Raw genomic sequence first — 17651 nt, forward strand, 5'->3', positions numbered from 1 at the left:
GCCATTGGCCTCCTCACCCGTGCGAGCACAGGCGATTCTCCCTGGCGCCCTTGGTCACTGCTCGCCATGAGTTGGGCGGCTGCTGTTCGACGCGGGCGTCATCGACCGCCTCGGCAGCGTCGACTCCGGGGACACCCAGACCGACACGGGCGCCATCGAGCGGGAGCGCGGCATCACCGTGCGGTCGGCCGTCGCCTCCTTCGCCGTCGGGGACACCCAGGTCAACCTGATCGACACCCCCGGCCACTCCGACTTCATCGCCGAGGTCGAGCGGGCGCTCGGCGTGCTGGACGGGGCCGTACTCGTGCTGTCCGCCGTCGAGGGCGTCCAGGCGGCGACCCGGGTGCTGATGAAGACGCTGCGGCGGCTGCGGCTGCCCGTGCTGCTCTTCGTCAACAAGATCGACCGGGCGGGCGCCCGGCACCCGGAGTTGCTCGCGGACATCCGCCGGCTGCTGGCCCCGCACCTGGTGTGCCTGACGGACGTGACGGACCTGGGCACGCGGGCCGCGCGCGCCCGGCCGCGGTCGCTGGACGACACCGGCGTGCGCACCGAGGCCGCCGAGGCGCTGGCGGAGACCGACGACGCGCTGCTCGCCCGTCTCGTGGACGGCCCGCTCCCCTCCGCCGCCGAGGTGCGCGCGGCGCTGGCCGCGGCGACGGCGGACGGGCGGGCGCACCCGGTGTACTTCGGTTCCGCGCTGAGCGGGGAGGGGGTCGCGGCCCTGGTCGACGGCGTCGAACGGCTCGTCCCGCCGACCCCGCACGGCGACGGTGAACTCCGGGGCACCGTCTTCGCCATCGAGCGGACGGCGGGCTCGGCCGCGAAGACCGCGTATCTGCGCCTGTTCTCCGGCGAGCTGACCGTACGGCAGCAGCTCACCCTGCACCGGCCGGGCGCCCCGCACAGCGGGCAGATCACCGCGCTGGAGGTCGTGGGCCGGTCCGGGGCGCGGGTGCTGACCGCGGGGAACATCGCGCGGATCAAGGGGCTCCCCGAGGTCCGCGTCGGCGACCGGCTCGGTGCGTACGACGGCGGCGACGGCGAGCCGCACTTCGCCGCGCCCACCCTCCACACCCTCGTCCGCGCCCGCGAACCCGGCCCCGCGGCCGCCGCCCGGCTGCACACCGCGCTGCTCGCGCTTGCCGACCAGGATCCGCTGATCCACGCCCGGGCCATGCCCGGCGGCGCCACCTCGGTGCTGCTGTACGGCGAGGTCCAGAAGCAGATCATCGCGGCGACGCTCGCCCGGGACTACGGCGTCGAGGCCGCCTTCGAGCCGAGCCGCCCGGTCCTGGTGGAGCGGCCGGTGGGGGTCGGCGAGGCGTGCTACGAGATGGCCCGGCGCGGCCATACGGGCCCGTGGGCGACGGTCGGGCTGCGCGTCGAGCCCGCCGCGACCGGGTCCGGGGTGGGCTTCGGCTACGAGACCGAACTGGGCGCCCTGCCACGGGCGTTCCACACCGCGATCGAGCAAACCGTGCACGACACGCTGTGCCGGGGCCCGCGCGGGCGGGCGGTCACGGACTGCCGGGTCACCCTGATCCGTTCGGGGTTCGCCGCCCCGATCAGCACCGCCGCCGACTTCCGTACCGTCACCCCGGAGGTGCTGGGGCAGGCTCTGGAGCGGGCGGGGTGGCGGGTGTACGAGCCGTACCACGCCTTCGAGCTGGAGATCCCGCCCGATGTGCTGACAGCCGTCACCGCCCGGCTCGCCGCGGTCGGGGCGGACCTCGCGGAGAGCGCGGGCGGTGCGTCGGGATGGCTGCTCACGGGGGAGATTCCGGTGCGGTCGGTGCACGGATTCGAGCAGGAGCTGCGGGGGCTGTCGCACGGCGAGGGGGTGTGGCTGTGCCACCCGTCGGGCGACCGGCCGCTCCCCGGCGGCGCCACCGGCTGACGACCCGGCGCCTAAATGCCGGGCCCGCCCACGCGGGTGTACGTCACGGCGTTGCTCGTACCGCCGTCCGTCGTGACGGTGACGTTGACCGCCCCGGCCGACCCAGCCGGGGCGGTCGCCGTCACCCAGGTGTCCGACACGACCGTGAACGCGGCGAGCACGGAGCCGAAATGGACCGCGTTCGTCGTGGTCAGGCCGGTGCCGAACAGGGTGACCGTGGTGCCGCCCGCCAGCGGGCCCTGGGCGGGGGCCGCGCTGGTGAGGACGGGGACGACGACGTAGGTGTACGGGACGCCGTTGCTGGTGCCGCCCGGCGTGTCCACCGTGACCTGGACCGTCCCCGCGCTGCCCGCCGGGGCCACGGCGTTGATCTGCGTCGCCGACACCACCGTGAAGGACGTGGCGTTGACGCCGCCGAACCTGACCACCGTCGCGCCGAGCAGGTTGGTCCCCGTGAGGGTGACGGCCGTACCGCCGGAGAGCGGGCCCTGGCCGGGGACGATCGAGGTGAGGGTGGGGATGCCGACGTAGAAGTACGTGACACCGTTGCTGGTGCCGCCCGGGCCGATCACCGTGATCTGCACCGGCCCTGCACCCTCGGGAGGTGCGACGGCCGTGATCTGGGTCGCCGACACCACCGTGAACGACACCGCGGGCACCGAGCCGAAGAGCACCGAGGTGACGCCCGTGAGGCCGCTGCCGGTCAGCGTCACCGTGTTGCCGCCGCTCACCGGGCCCTGGCCGGGTGAGACCCCGGTCAGCACCGGCGCGGGGGTGGCCACGTACGTATAGGTGATGCCGTTGCTCGTACCCCCCGGGCCGGTCACCGTCACCTGCGCCGAACCCGCGCTCCCCGGCGGCGCCACCGCCGTGATCTGCGTCGCCGACACGACCGTGAACGACGTGGCGTTCACCGAACCGAAGCGCACCGAGGTGGCGCCGGTGAAGCCGGTGCCGGTGAGCGTGACCGCAGTGCCACCGGCGGCCGGGCCCTGGGTCGGGGAGAGCGCGGTCAGCACCGGGGCGGGGGCGGCCGCGTAGCCGAAGGACACCCCGTTGCTGGTGCCGCCTGGGGTGGTCACCGTCACCAGCACGGTGCCGGATCCCGCCGGGGAGGTGGCGGTGATCTGGTTGGCGGAGACGACGGTGAAGCCCGGGGCGAGGGTGGTGCCGAAGCGGACCGCCGTCGCCTGGTTGAAGTTGCTGCCGGTGATGGTCACGACGGTCCCGCCTCCGGGTGCTCCGGAGGCGGGACTGACGGAGCTGATCACCGGAGGGGACGCCGCCGTGACCGCGGACGCGGCGGTTGCCACGGAACCCGTTTGGGGACCTGCGGCATGAGGGGTGCTCAACGTGCTGCTCCTTCCGGCGGAACGTCCCAGGAGTGATCAGATTCCGGGTGACGCGAGGTACTGGAACGGGGTAGCGGCGGTCGCGCTGCCCGCGCTGTTGGTGACGGTGACGTTGGCGGGGCCGGGCTGTCCGTCCGCCGTGGGCGGCGTGACCGCGGACACGCTGGTGGAGCTGATGACGCTGAACGGCGCCGCGATACCGCCGAAGGTGACCGACTGGGTGGTGTCGAGGTTGGTGCCGGTGATGGTCACCGCGGTGCCGCCGGAGGCCGGGCCGGAGGCGGGGGCGAAGCCGGTGACGGTGGGCACGTCCACATAGGTGTAGGACAGGCCGTTGTTGCTGCCGCCCGCGGTGGTGACGGTGACCCCGACGGACCCGGCCGCGGCGCCCGCGGGCACGGTGACGCTGATGCTGCTGTCCGAGGTGACCGTGGGGGTCGCGGCGTTGGCGCCGAAGTTCACGGCGCTCGCCGTCGACAGCCCGGTGCCGCTGATGGTGATCGTGTTGCCGCCCGCGAGCGGCCCGGAGGTGGCGCTCAGGGCCGACTTGAAGGGCGCGCCAACGTAATAGAAGCTCAGCGGGTTGCTGGTCCCGCCCGGCGTGGTCACGGTCACGGGCACCGTGCCACTGCCGGAGGGCGAGGTCACAGTGACCGACGTGGGCGTGTTGGCGGTGATGGTGGCCAGCTTGCTGCCGAAGTGCACGGCGGAGGCGTTGGCGAGGTTCGTACCGGTGATGGTGACCACGGTGCCGCCGCCGGTCGACCCCTGGTTCGGAGAGATGGGCATGGCGTTGTCTCCCTGCTGGAGGTGAGCCCGGTCGGGAAGCACGAGGCCCGGGAAGGCTCAGGGAATGGAAGGAAGGACGGGCCGGGCGGGTCGGACCCGCCGCGCCCGCAGGAGAATGCGGTGTGCGTCGGACGGGTCTTTGGGGACGCCCGCCCGGCCCCCTCGCGCGGTACGCCTGGCGCCCGGGACCGGCGAGGATGCGGGGGCCGTTTCGCCGGGGACACCGGCGGAGGCCATACCGCACATTTTCAGTAATCCATCGGAAGAGTTCCGTCCACAAGAAGTGTGACGCCGCATCACTCGTATGGCGGGCGTGCGGCCTCCGCAGGTCGTCGCGGGCCTCGCGCCGGGCCCACGGTCGCCGCGCGGGAGCGCGCGACGTGGTCCCGAAATACCCGCGCGGGAGCGCGCGGCCTGGCCTCCGATACCCGCACGGGAGCGCATGGGCGGGGCTTTCGGGACCCACTCACCCTTTCCCGTGACCCATCGGACGAAGGGGTCACTTCCGCACCCCGCGGGCGTATCCTCTTGCCGCATGGGGGCGGACATGGGCATTCCCGTCAAGGGGTCGCCCGCCGGGGGGTGTTGGCGGGTACGCGTTCGCGGCATGACCGGTGAGGTCCTGGGCGCCGGAATCCTGCTGGGCGGTGACACGGTGCTGACGTGCGCCCATGTCATCCCGGACGACGGGCGCCCGGTCCCCGCCTCGCGGGTCCTCGTCGACCTGGTGCAGCTGCCCGACGCCGCGCCAGTGACCGCGCGGGTCGCCGCGGGCTGCTGGGTGCCCCGGCGCGCCGACGGATGCGGCGACATCGCGCTGCTGACGCTGGACCGCCCGCAGCCCGCCGAGCACGCCGCGCCCCTGTACCGGCTGTCGCCCGAGCCGCTGGGGCAGGTGCGGAACCTGGGCTTCCCGCGCCACAACGACCACGGCACCTGGTTCTACGCGAAGATCGCGGGCGCCGTCGGCCCGCGCGCCGAGTGGCTGGAGCTGATCCCGGACTCCCCCGGCGACGTGGTGCGCCGCGGATGCAGCGGCGCCGGGGTGGAGGACGTGAAGACCGGCCAGGTCATCGGCATGATCGTCAACCGCTACGACGACGCCGCCGACATCCCCCGCGACCAGCGGCGGCTGCGGTCGCACATGATCCACGTCGAGACGATCCTGCGCCATCTCCCGCTCGTCCACCGCTTCGTGGGCGGCGACCGCGTGGTCGACGCACGGCTCGTCTCCCGGCTGACCGGCGGCGGCCGGGACGTGCTGGACATCCCGTTCGCGCAGCGGCTCGCGTTATGGCTGCGCCGCGAGTCCCTGGCCGGGCGGCGCCCGGGCGTCGCTGACGTGGAGACGGTCGTCATCGCGCACGACGACAGCGGCCGCTACGAGGCGCTCAGCCGCGCCGTGACCCTCGCCGACCGCGAGCTGTCCGGAGGCGGCGACGACGAGGCGGTGTCCTCCGCGCCGCGCGGCACCGTGCCGCCGCTGGGCAGCGTGGACCTGGCCATCGACGTCACCGGCCGCACCGACACGGAGGTCGCCCGCCGGGTCGCCGACCGGCTCGATCCGCGCCCGCCAGGTGACGCCTCCCCGCTCAGCCGCATCCGGGCCGACGCCGTGCCGCTGACCGTCGTGGCCGTCGGTCTCGACCGGGCGAGCGAACCGGAGGCGCTGATCCGCTTCATGGCGCTCCTCGCCGACCGGGGCGCCCGGCTGATGCTGGTCTTCCGCGACCCGCACGCCCCCGGACTCCGGCTGGCCGAGCGGCTGTTCCGCCCCGCCCCTGAGCGGATCGACGCCTGGCTCGACGAGCTGGCCGACCGGGTCGCTGAGGCCACCGGGCTGGAGCGGGAGGCGGCCGCGTCGGGGGCACGCGCCGCGTCGGACCCGGCGGAGGCCCCGGCGCTGCGCATCAACCTGACCCGGCTGCGCGGCGACCCCGAGCTGCGCACCCACCACATCGTCGCCAAGCTGGCCGCGTTCGAGCAGGCGGTACGGGCGGTACGGGAGCGGGCCGAGGCGGCGCTGCGCACGGCCGACGCCCAGCGCGACGAGGTCGAGGAGCTGAAGGGGCTGCTGAACGCGTACGCGGCGCTGCTCGGGGCGAAGGCCGCGTCGGAGCGCCGGGAGCTGTTCCCGCTCCAGCGCGCCGCCCACCGCGAGCTGTCCGCCGTGCCGTGCGACGTGGCGGCCGCGCGGCTGGCCGTCGACCGCTTCGTCCAGGCCGTGCACGCACCGCCGGAGGGGGACACGCCATGACGACACCGGGGGCGGTGTGCGCCCGCCCGGACTGCCCCGGCGGGGGCGGCGCCCGGATCAACTCCCGGGGCTTCTGCCCGGAATGCGGCCGCCGCCCCCACCCCACGCCCGCCCCGGCGGCGCCGGACACGGGGCCCGCCACCGGCACGGAACCCCGCACCGGCAGCGGCAGCCGCGCGGGATCGCGCCCCGGGGACGGGAGTCTGCGGTCCGGGGGGACCACGGCCACTGATCGGGCGCGGCGGCGGGACGCGGCGCGGAAGTTCAGCCTGGGGCCCGCCGGGGGTGGACTGCTGGATCTGCCGTGGGTCGAACTGCCCTCCCTCACCGACCTCGTGCTCGACGACCCGCGTCCCCCGTCCCGCGGCCAGATCTGCGGGCGGCCGGGGTGCGAGGAGACCGTGGGCGCGCCCTACAACGGGGAGCCCGCGCTGTCGGCGGGGTTCTGCCCCCGCTGCCGCCATCCGTTCGACTTCACCCCGCGGCTGCGCCCCGGGGATCTGCTGGGCGATCAGTACCGGGTGATCGGCTGTGTCGCGTACGGCGGCCTCGGCTGGGTCTATCTCGCCGAGGACACCCAGCTCGACCGGCAGCCCGTCGCCATCAAGGGTCTGATCAACAACGAGGACGAGGCGGCGCTGCGGGCGGCGGTCGAGGAGCGCCGCTATCTGACGATGCTCGACCACCCCGGCATCGTCCGCATCATCAACTACGTCACCCAGACGGAGCCCGGAAGCGACCGGCTCACCGGGTACATCGTGATGGAGTTCGTCGGTGGCATGACGCTCGCCCAGATACGGGACCGCGTCGCGGACGCGACACCGCCGTACGACGGGCCCCGGCTGTACGAGCACATCCTGGCCTACGGCTGCCTGGTGCTGCGCGCGGTCGGCTATCTGCACAGCGAGCGGCTGCTGTACTGCGACCTCAAGCCGAGCAACGTGATGCACTACGAGAGCCGGGTCAAGGTGATCGACCTGGGCGCGGTCCGCCGCCTCGGGCGGCAGGGCGGCGATCCGCCCGTCATCACCGAGGGGTTCGCCTCCCCCGAGTCGCTGCGCGGCGGCCCGCTCACCGAGCGCCACGACCTGTACGGCGTGGGCGCGACCCTGCGGTCGCTGTCCGACAAGGCCACCCGGCCCGACCAGGCGCCACCCGGCCTCGGCGCCGAGTCGTACCGGCGGGTGCTGGCCCGCGCCACCGCCCGCGATCCGCGGCGCCGGTTCGGGTCGGCGGGCGAGATGTCGGAGCAGCTGTGGGGCGTGCTGCGGGAGATCCACGCGCTGCGGCTGCGCGAGGAGCAGCCCGAGCCGTCCACCCTGTTCGCCCCCACCGCCGCGCTGCTGGACGCGGGGCTCGGCCGGATCCCGGGGCTCGAACACTGGCTGGAGGGCGATCCGCGCCGGGCCCTCGCGCACGGGCTGCCGTCCCCGGAGCAGGTGCCGCCGGGGCTGCCGGTGCCGTTCCCGGACGCGGCGGACCCGGGCGCCGCCCTGCTCAACACCCCGACCGACAGCAGCCCGCGGCGGCTGATCGAGCAGCTGGGCGCGTTCCCGTATCCGTCGGCCGAGATCCGCTTCCGTACTTGCCGCGCCTATCTGGACCTGGGGGCGCTGGACCGGGCGGACGCCGAGCTGACGGCCGCCGAGGAGATCATCGGCGCCGATGCCCCGTACGACTGGCGGGCCGCCTGGCACCGCGCCCTGCTGCGGCTCGCGGGCGGCGCGGTGGCCGAGGCGCGGCGCGCGTTCGACGAGGTGTACGGCGCGCTGCCCGGCGAGTACGCGCCCAAGCTGGCGCTCGGCTACTGCGCCGAGCACCTGGGCGACCACGAGGCCGCCAAGCGGTTCTACGAGGCGGTCTGGGAGCGCAACCGCTCCCAGGGCAGCGCCGCCTTCGGCCTGGCCCGGCTGCGGCTGGCCGCCGGGGACCGGGGCGGGGCGATCGCCGTCCTGGACCGGGTGCCGAAGGTCTCGCGCCACTACGACGCCGCCCGGATCGCGACCGTACGTGTGCTGGCCGGACGGCTGGGCGAGCGGGCCCTGCCCACAGGTGAGGACCTGGTGGAGGTGCTGACCCGGCTGCCGCGGCTGTATCTGGACGACGGGCGCGGCCAGGGGCAGGCCAGGGACCGGCTCACCGCGGAGGTGCTGGAGGCCGCGCTGGACTGGACGCTGCGCCGGAAGGCGGCGGGCGATCCGGCGGACCCCGGGCTGCTGTTCGGCGAGGAGGACGACGAGCTGTCGGTGCGGTCGCGGCTCGAAGCGGTGCTGCGACGGCTGGCCCGGCAGGCGGACAGCCCGGAGGCGCTGGGGGTGCTGGTCGACCGCGCCAACGCGATCCGGCCGATGACGGGCGTCTGACAGATCCGACAGCGGGACAGGGGGAGGCAGAGGGATCACATGAGCCAGGACAGCCAGGACGATCCAGGACGGGACAGCTACGGGGAAGGGGGCGACGGCCCCGCGCTCACCCTGCGCGTGCACCAGAACAAGTACCTCCCGGCCGCCGCGGGCCGCGCCGAGATGCACGCCATCGTCAGCGTCGAGGCGAAGGGGCTGGGCCCGGCCGCGGCCCGTACCGCCGCCTCCGAGGTCATCGTCATCGACTGCTCCGGGTCGATGAGCTGGCCCCCGACGAAGATCGCGGCGGCCCGGCGGGCGACCGCGACCGCCGTGGAGGTCCTGCGCGACGGCACCCACTTCGCGATCATCGAGGGCACCGAACAGGCCCAGGTCGTCTACCCCTTCGCGGGCGGCATGGCCGTCGCGGGCCCCGACACCCGGGCCGCCGCCGCCCGCGTCGCGGCCCGGCTGCCCGCCATCGGCGGCACGGCCATCGGCGCCTGGCTGGATCTGGCCCGGCGGCTCCACCTCAGCCGCCCTGCCGCGATCCGGCACACCCTGCTGCTCACCGACGGCCGCAACGAGCACGACGCGGCCGGATATCTGGACAAGGTGCTGGACGCCTGCGCCCCGCACTTCACCTGCGACGCGCGCGGCATCGGCGACGGCTGGGACGCCACCGAGCTGAAGCGGATCGTGCGCAGGCTGCACGGCCGCGCGGACGCGGTGCTGGACGACTCGGCGCTGGCGGCCGAGTTCGCGGAGATGACGCGCGCCTCCATGGCGAAGGCGCTGGCCGGGGTGCGCATCCGGGTCCGTACCCGGGCGGGCGGCCGGATCGGCTTCGTCAAGCAGGTGCACCCCACCCGGGCCGACCTCACCGACGAGGGCACCCGGCCCGACGCCCGCACCTGGGAGTGCCGCACCGGCGCCTGGGGCGACGAGTCCCGCGAGTTCCACGTGTGCGTCCTCGCCGACCCGGACGGCGATCCGACCGGCGAGGACGTCGAACTGGCCGCCGTCGACCTCACGATGGACGGCGACCCCGCACCGCACGGTGCCACCGGCCTTCCGCTGCCCACCCCGCCGCCCGCCGAATCCGTGCTCGTCCAGTGGACCGACGACGTGCTGCTGTCCTCCCGCGTCGATCCCCGGCTGGCGCACTACGGGGCCGACTCCGACCTCGGCCACGCCATCACCGCGGGCTGCGACGCGTACGAGGCGGGCGACCGCGAGGAGGCCAGGCGGCAGTGGGGGCAGGCCGTCCGGCTCGCGCACGGGCTGGGCAGCGCCAAGATGCTGGAACGGCTGCGCGGGCTGGTCCGCATCGTCGACGCCGCCACCGGCGACGTGCGCGTCCGGGAGCCCATCCGGCCGCTGGACCTCAACTCGGCGATGATCGTGACCGAGGAGAGCGTCCGCTTCACCGGCGTCCCCGGCACCGCCCCCGCCGGCCCGGACCGGATCTGCCCGAACCCGTCCTGCCGTCGCACCGCGCCCGCCACCGCCGCGTACTGCCAGAAGTGCGACACCCCGCTGCGCCCGGAGGCGGCGTCATGAGCGGCACCCGGGCCTTCCTCGTCCGGCGGCTGACCGCGCTGCTCCTCGTCACGGCGGTGGCGGTGACCGCGCTGTTCGCCGCGTACTACGGCGTCAGCCGCAACACCACGGCGGTCAGCGAGCGCTCGACCCCCGCGATCCTCCAGGTGGCCGCCGCGATCGACGCCCTCCACGCCGCCGACGCCCGGGCGAAGCCCAGTCTCACCGGCCCCACCACCGACGTCGAGGGGCTCGGCGAGGACTACCGCAACGAACTCTCCACGGCCAGCCAGAACCTCGCCCAGGCCGTCAAGAGCACCACCGGCGGCAAGGAGGCCCGTCAGTCGCTGCTCACCATCACCGGGCTGGTCTCCTCGTACAGCGACCTCGTCGAGCAGGCGTATGTGAACCGCGACAACGACGATCTGCGCGACGCCTATCTGAGCTACGCCACGGCCATGCTCACCCGGGACGACGACGGCATCCTGGCCCGGCTGGGCATCGTGCAGCAGGGGCAACAGAAGGTGCTGCGGGCGCAGACCTCGTTCGGCTGGCTGCTGACATTCGCCTGGTGGGTGCTGGTGCCCGCGCTGTTCCTCACCCTCGCGGTGCTGCTCGTCCTCACCCAGCGGTATCTGCGGCACCGTTTCCGCCGGCTGGTCAACCCCTGGCTGATCGCGGCGACCGCGCTGCTGATCGCGGTGGTGCCGCTGGCCGCCTTCGCGTACCAGACCCAGGAGCGGCTGGCCTCGGCGGGGCGCGCACTGCACCGGACGGACATCGGCTCCCGCGGCGGCGCGACCGCCGAGGACGTGGCGACGACCATGGGAGGCACCCACTGGCGGGCCGGGGCCGTCGGCTGGATCCCGCTGGGCGGCGCGGCCCTCGCGGCGCTCGTCCTCATCGGGCTCCAGCCGCGCATCGACGAGTACCGGTTCCAGCCGCGATGAGCGCCCGCAGGAGCACCCGCAGAGGCTCCTTCAACGTGACCGCGGCGGTCCTCGGGCTGTGGCTGGTGGCGCTGTCAGCGGTCGGCACGGGCGACACCGGCGGGCAGCGTTCGCACGGCAGCGTCAGCGTGCTGGCCACCTGGACAGGACACGAGGGCACGGCCTTCCGCAAGCTGCTCCGGTCGTTCACAGCCAAGACCCGCATCCGCGTCGACTACCAGGGCACCACGGCGCTGCGCGAGGTGCTGTCCTCGGAGGTGAAGGCGGGCACCCGGCCCGACATCGCCGTCCTGCCCAGCCCCGGCGAACTGGCCACCTACGCGGACACCCTGGTACCGCTGGAGAAGGTGCTCCCCAAGAGCACCCTCGCCGCCTACGACGGCACGCTGTGGAAGCCCGCGCCGCGAGGGGACGGCGCGGTCTACGGCATCGCGGTCAAGGCCGACCTGAAGAGCATCGTCTGGTACGACGCGGACCGCCACGCCCCGCGCGAACTGCGCGCCCTCGCGGCCCGGGGCGGCCAGTGGTGCGCCGGAATGGGCGGCGACGCGACCTCCGGCTGGCCGGGCACCGACTGGATCGAGGACATCCTCCTCCAGCAGCAGGGCAAGGCCGTCTACGAGGCGTGGGCGACCGGCGGCCTGGCCTGGACGGACCCCCGGATCGAGCGGGCGTGGCGGACCTGGGGCGCGCTGTTCGGGAAGGGCGCGGCGCGCACCGCGCTGCTCACCGACTTCCGGGACGCGGGCCGGAAGCTGTTCGCCGCGCGCCCGCCGTGCGCGCTGGAGCACCAGGGTTCGTTCATCCGCGGCGGCTACGCGGCGAAGGACCGCACCCGCGCCGCCTTCGCGTTCTCCACCGGGCTGATCCCCGGCGCCGAGCGGCGCACCACCGCCCGGGAGGTGTCGGCGGACTTCGCCGCGATGTTCCGCGAGACCCCGCAGTCGCGGCAGCTCCTGGCGTACCTCACCTCGGCGAAGAACCAGACGGCCTGGGTGCGGAACACCCCGCGCGGCGGCACCCCGCCGTTCTTCGCGAACAGCCAGGTCCCCTCGGCCTTGGGGAAGTACGACGGCGTGGCCCGGCGGATCGCCGGCGCGCTGAAGGACTCGGGATCACTGTGCCTGGACGGATCCGACGCCATGCCGACCCGGATGCGACTGGCCTTCCAGCGCGCCGCCCTCGCCTACCTCAGCCAGGTCCGCAAGGACCCGGACACGCTGCTGGCCAGCCTGGAGAAAGTCCGCACCGATCTGCACCGGGAGAGCGGACAGCCCTGGCTGTCGACCGTCTGCGGCTGATCCCCGGCGCCCTACGGCGCCATCTCCTCCGGGCAGGGCGTGCCGCGCGGCAGCTGGTACTTGCCCGCTATCCGGTAGATGCCGGGCCGCGGGGCGTGCAGCACGGTCCACTCGTCCTCCGGCTGCCCCTCCACGGCGGCCTCGACCTCGTTGGTCAGACAGCCCTGCCGGTTGACCGGCAGCTCGTCCTGCCGGTCGGCCTTCGGCGCGTGGACGCTGCGCCCCTTGGAGTCGACCAGGCCCAGCCACGGCGAGTACGGGATGCGGATCAGGACCGGTCCGCGCTTGCGTACCTTCAGCACCAGCTGGTCGGCACCCGCCCGCTCCACGGTGGCCGGCGGGTCGGCGAGCTGCGTCGGGTCCTTGACCTCGTACAGCTTCCAGTTGTCGTCCGACCACACCTGCCGCAGATACGGCAGCTTGGTGCCCGTCAACAGCCGGGACTCCTTCTCGGCCCCCTTGTCCGGGTTGTCGGCGGGCAGCACCACGAAGTGCACCGCCCAGCGCTTGAGCCACTCGTGGTAGGTCGTGGGGGTGAGGGTGTTCTCGCCGTAGAAGATCGGGTTCCGGTCCAGGTCCCGCTGCCGGTTCCAGCCGCGCGCCAGGTTGACGTACGGGGCGAGCGCGGAGGACTCGCGGTGGCTGCGCACCGGCACCACCTCGACCCGTCCCCGGTCGGCGTCCACCCGCTTCAGCCGGTCGACCAGCGGCGCCAGCTCCCGGGCCCAGGACGCGGAGGGGGTGGTGTGGATGACGTCGTCGGCGGTCTTGACCAGCTGCCAGATCGTGATCGTCGCGAGCGACAGCACCAGCGCGGTCCACCGCTGTCCGGTCCGCGTGGTCCGCCACTCGGTGCGGGCGGGCCGGATACGGGGCTGGGTCAGCGCGGCGATCACCACCACACCGCCGAAGATCATGCCGAGCCGGGCGATGTTGGTGCCGATCTGGGACGGGATCAGCCAGGTGAGCACCACGCCGAGCGAGTACAGCGCCGCGCCGACCCGCACCGTGCGCCAGTCGGCCGGGGACAGCAGCCAGGCCGTGAGCCCGGCGATGAGCGGCAGCACCGCCGAGCCGAAGGACATCGGCTGCTCACCGGAGAACGGGAACAGCCACGCGGACAGCGCGACCACCAGCGTCGGGGTGACGCCGAGCGCGTACGCGGCCGGGCGCCGCTTGGTCAGCCACAGCGCGGCGGCCACTATCCCCACGAACAGGCCCGCCACCGGGCTGGCCATGGTCGACACCCCGGACAGCAGGGCGGCCAGCAGGAACCGCCCGGTCCTGTGGTGCCAGTGCCGGGACCGCCAGCGCACCGGCCACGCGAAGATCACCGCGACCGCGGCCAGGCCGAACATCGCGCCGAGCCCGAAGGTCACCCGGCCCGAGATCGCGTTGCACACCAGCGCGAACGCGCCGTACAGGGTGGGCCACATCGGCCGCGCCACCGAACGGCTGCGGACCAGCAGCAGGGCGAGCAGCCCCGCGGACAGCGTCCCGGCGACCACCATGGTCGACCGCACGCCGAGGACCGCCATCAGATACGGCGAGATGACGCTGTACGACACCGGGTGCATCCCGCCGTACCAGGCCAGGTTGTACGCCGAGTCCGGGTGCTGGAGCGCGAACTCCGCCCAGGCGTCCTGCGCGGCCAGATCGCCGCCGCTGTTCGCGAGCAGCGCCACCCACAGCAGGTGCAGCACCGCGGCCGAGGCCAGCGCGGCGGGCACCGGACGGCGCAGCGCGGCCACAGCGCGGTGGACCACCCCCGTCCGGGCTTCACCCCCGGGAGTCGCCTCCGCCGCCAAGTCGTCCGGCTCGGTGGGCGGGCGCTGCGCGGGCAGTCGTATTCGCGCCGCGGTGCTCGCCGCGGTGCTGTCCTCCGAGTTGCCGTTCTTACCGGCCCGTGTCGGATCCACGGTGGTCACTGTGGCTCTCCCCGTCTCCCCCGAGGTCTGCCCCTGTTCATCGCGTCAACCCTGTACCGGTTCCCCACGGTTCACCTTGGTCTGGGCGAGTCAGGGTCGGGGACATCGTTCGACGCTAGCACGCGAGGCGTTTCGTCAGCGGTCGCGGACACCGGCGCGGCTCGGCGCGCCGGTGTCCCCGTCCGGTCTCGTCCGGTCCCGCCCGGTCAGGAGATACGGGTCAGCTTCGCCCCGAAGGACGGCTCGGACAAGTCGTTTTCCAGCGCCACCGGCGCCTTGACCTGACCGGGCCCGCTGCCCACGGTCACCTCGCCGACGACGGTGCCCGCCTTCGCCGTGTGCGGAATGGTTTTGCCGCCGTCACCGATCTTGATGTCGACGTTCAGCCCCGCCCAGCCGACCGCCTTCAGGTCCTTGGTCGCGACGACCGGCGTCGTCCCGCCGAGGCCGTCGTCCACCTGGCCCACGACATCGCCCTTCTTGACGACGGTCGCCGAGGTCAGCGCGTCCTGCACGGTGGAGATCAGCTTGTAGCTCTCCGTCTGGGCCAGCTGGAGGCTGGCGTCCAGCGTGGTGGGCGCGCGCTGTTCGAGCACGACCCCGAGGATCCGCTGCTTCTTGCCCTCGATCGTCCGCACCGCGGCCCACATCAGCGCACCGCCCGCCGGAGTCGACGAACCGGTCTTGATGCCGATCACACCGGGCTTCACCAGCAGATTGTTGTTGTTGTAGATCTTGCCGTCGAGGCCGGGGATGTCGGTGTTGGGCGTCGCCACGACCTCCCGGAACGCGTCCGACTGCATCGCCGCCTTCGCCAGCTTGAGCTGGTCGGCCGCGGTCGACTTGGTGGACTCCTTGAGTCCACTGGGGTCGGTGTAGGTCGTGTTCTTCATCCCGAGGCTCTTGGCCGCGTCGTTCATCTTCTTGATGAACGCGTCCAGCGACCCCGCGTCCCAGCGGGCCAGCAGCCGGGCGATGTTGTTGCTGGAGTTGATCAGCAGCAGCTGGAGCAGCTGGTGCTGGGTGAAGCTCTGCCCCGCCTTGACCGACGCCCGCGACTCGTCGGCGGACTCCGACTCCTTGGCGGCCGTCGGGTCGATCTTGATGCGCGGGCCCTCCGCACCGGCCTTCAACGGATGCTCCTTGAGCACCACGTAGGCCGTCATCACCTTGGTGACACTCGCGATCGGCACCGGCTTCTGCTCACCCGACGTGCCCAGGCTGCCCACGCCCTCGACCTCCGCCGCGGACTGGCCCTCGCCGGACCACGGCATGGCCAGCTTGTCGCCCTTGAACGCGTACGACGCGTCGGCCGTCAGCTTCAGCTCCGGGTCCGGCAGCGGCCGCACCGCCTGGGCGACGCCCAGGATCACGACGAGCAGCAGCACCAGCGGCGTCCAGATCTTGACCCGCCGCACCGCCGTCCGTACCGGCGTCTCCGGCTTGGGCGGCTTGTTCGTCAGCTGCGCCAGCAGATCGAGCGGCGCGGGCTGCTTGCCGTCCGGCGTCTGCGGCGGCAGCGGCTGCTGCTTGGTCCGCTCGGTCTCCGGCACGTCGGCCGGCTTCGCCGGTGCGGTGTCCGGCTTCGCCGGTGCCTTCGCCTCCGCCTTGGCCTTCGCTTCCGGCTTCGCCTTGGCGGGGGCGGGGGCGGGGTCGTCGGTGGAGCGCAGCGGTACGAACTTGCTGGTGCGCTCGTTCTCGCCCTCGGAGCGCTTCTTCTTCTCGGGAAGCACGCCGAACGCGGCGGTGGGCCGGTCGAGGGCCTTGCCGCCCTCGTCGTCCTTCTTGTCCTCGGCCTTGTCCTCGACCTTGGGCGCGCGGAAGACGGCCGTCTTCTGGTCGACGCCCGAGCCGGACGACTTGTCGTCGTCATCGCCCCCGGCCCACGTCGGCCGCCGCTCACCGGACGCGCGCTTGTCGCCCCCGTCGGCGTCGTCGTCGGCCGCCTTCGCCGTACGGAACTCCGCGGTCTTCCGGTCGATCGGCGCCTTCGACGAGGCGCCCTCGCCGTCCTCGCCCTTGGCACCGGAGTCGGCGTCGGCATCGGCGCCCTTACGGTCCTCATCGCCCTCGGCGTCAGCCGCCGCCTTGGCCGAACGAGACGTCGCCGCACCGCCGCCGGACGCGCCGGAGTCACCCTTCGCGCCGGAGTCGGCGTCGTCGTCACCCTGAGCGTCCGAAGCCGCCTGCCGGTCGCCGGACGCAGCCTTCGCGTCACCCGCGTCACCGTCAGCGTCCGACGCGGCCTCGGCCGTCCCCTTGGCACCGGACGTGCCCGCGTCCTCCTTCAGGCCGGACTCGGCCTTCGCGGCGTCGTCGTCACCCTGGGCACCCGAAGCCGCCTGTCCGTCACCGTCGGCGTCCGACGTGGCCTCAGCCGTCCGCTCGGCGCCGCCCTTGGCGTCCTCATCACCCTCGGCGTCGGGCTCCGCCTTCGCCGTGCGGAACACCGCGGTCTTCTGGTCGACCGGCGAATCCGACGAGGCGCCCTCGTCCTCATCGCCCTCATCGCCCTCGGCGTCAGCCGCGGCCTCCGCCGGGCGATCCGCCCCCGAACCCTCGCCGCCGGACGCGGACTTCGCGTCACCCGCCGCACCGTCGGCGTCCGAATCGTCGGACGAGACCCAGGCCGCGACGGCCTCCCGCAGGCGGGCGTCGCTTCCCTCCGGCTTCTCCGTCTTGCCGGATTCGCCGGATTCGCCGGACTTGTCCTCCGCGTTCGACGAGGACGCCGCGCCCGGGCGGACCGGGAGCCCGGAGGACGTGGCCTCCGCGCCCTCCGCGTCCTCCGACTCCGCTTCCGCTTCGGCCGATTCACTGCCTTCGCTTTCGCGAACATCAAGCGCATCGCCGTCGCCAGCAGCTTCCGGACGCTCCGCTTCCGCTTCCGCCGACGCCGTACCGTCCGCCGCGTCCTCCGCGACGGCGACCGCCGAGCGCCCGCCGTCGACCTCGGCCTCCCCCTCACGGAAGGCCGTGAGCCGCGGATCGCGCGCTCCCCTAGCCGTCTCCCCCGACGACTTCTGCTGATCCGACTTGCCGGGGGACTCGCCCGCCACCGATGCCTCCTCGATACGTCACACGGGACGCCGGGCGCCTCCTGGCGCCGCGTCCCGCATTCCAACCATCAACCAGTGTCCTGTGTGCCCGGCGTGGAGTCGCGCAACGCCACCACCGGAGAGCGCCTCAGGGTGATCGCTCACCCGCTAGACGAGAAAGACATACCTACCGGTTCCCGCCCAAATCCACCAGGCACTCTCGACAGACCAATGTGGCAGGGGTCACCCTGT

At 73.7% G+C, this 17651-nt stretch carries 9 protein-coding genes and 1 pseudogene; 6 read left to right on the forward strand and 4 right to left on the reverse strand.

The window, feature by feature from the left end:
- Window positions 1-76: 76 nt before the first annotated feature.
- Window positions 77-1900 (forward strand): annotated as a pseudogene (locus ACH4TL_RS05210) (GTP-binding protein); the annotation flags it as partial.
- 11 nt (window positions 1901-1911) lie between these two features.
- Here the strand turns inward: ACH4TL_RS05210 and ACH4TL_RS05215 are convergent.
- Entirely contained in the window at window positions 1912-3213 is a 1302-nt protein-coding gene (locus ACH4TL_RS05215; RefSeq protein ID WP_398425148.1) for an IPT/TIG domain-containing protein, read from the reverse strand.
- 75 nt (window positions 3214-3288) lie between these two features.
- Complete coding sequence (locus ACH4TL_RS05220) at window positions 3289-4041, reverse strand: IPT/TIG domain-containing protein (RefSeq protein WP_398311899.1); 753 nt, start codon at window positions 4039-4041, stop codon at window positions 3289-3291.
- A gap of 607 nt (window positions 4042-4648) precedes the next feature.
- Between ACH4TL_RS05220 and ACH4TL_RS05225 the strand changes: the two genes are divergently transcribed.
- From ACH4TL_RS05225 to ACH4TL_RS05245, 5 genes are read left to right on the forward strand one after another with little or no spacing between them, the layout of a single operon-like run.
- A complete protein-coding gene (locus tag ACH4TL_RS05225; protein WP_398311897.1) occupies window positions 4649-6298 on the forward strand; it encodes a trypsin-like peptidase domain-containing protein in 1650 nt (549 codons plus the stop codon).
- The gene (locus ACH4TL_RS05230; RefSeq protein WP_398311893.1) at window positions 6295-8661 is read left to right on the forward strand and encodes a tetratricopeptide repeat protein; all 2367 of its coding nucleotides are present in this window, start codon (window positions 6295-6297) and stop codon (window positions 8659-8661) included. Before ACH4TL_RS05225 ends, ACH4TL_RS05230 begins: the two co-directional genes overlap by 4 nt.
- 39 nt (window positions 8662-8700) lie before the next feature.
- Window positions 8701-10203 (forward strand): VWA domain-containing protein, encoded by a 1503-nt coding sequence (locus ACH4TL_RS05235; RefSeq protein WP_398311890.1) that lies wholly within the window; start codon window positions 8701-8703, stop codon window positions 10201-10203.
- Window positions 10200-11132 carry a hypothetical protein gene (locus ACH4TL_RS05240; RefSeq protein ID WP_398311887.1) on the forward strand — a complete coding sequence of 311 codons (933 nt, stop codon included), beginning with the start codon at window positions 10200-10202 and terminating at the stop codon, window positions 11130-11132. The genes ACH4TL_RS05235 and ACH4TL_RS05240 overlap by 4 nt, the downstream gene beginning before the upstream one ends.
- A gap of 35 nt (window positions 11133-11167) precedes the next feature.
- Window positions 11168-12433 carry an ABC transporter substrate-binding protein gene (locus tag ACH4TL_RS05245; RefSeq protein WP_398311884.1) on the forward strand — a complete coding sequence of 422 codons (1266 nt, stop codon included), beginning with the start codon at window positions 11168-11170 and terminating at the stop codon, window positions 12431-12433.
- Between the two features lie 11 nt (window positions 12434-12444).
- Here the strand turns inward: ACH4TL_RS05245 and ACH4TL_RS05250 are convergent, their stop codons facing one another.
- Window positions 12445-14361 carry an MFS transporter gene (locus ACH4TL_RS05250; RefSeq protein WP_398311881.1) on the reverse strand — a complete coding sequence of 639 codons (1917 nt, stop codon included), beginning with the start codon at window positions 14359-14361 and terminating at the stop codon, window positions 12445-12447.
- A 206-nt stretch (window positions 14362-14567) separates the two neighbouring features.
- The gene (locus tag ACH4TL_RS05255) at window positions 14568-17420 is read right to left on the reverse strand and encodes a D-alanyl-D-alanine carboxypeptidase (RefSeq protein WP_398311878.1); all 2853 of its coding nucleotides are present in this window, start codon (window positions 17418-17420) and stop codon (window positions 14568-14570) included.
- Window positions 17421-17651: the final 231 nt, after the last annotated feature.

The sequence above is a fragment of the Streptomyces sp. NPDC021115 genome, assembly GCF_044333065.1.
GTDB lineage: Bacteria > Actinomycetota > Actinomycetes > Streptomycetales > Streptomycetaceae > Streptomyces.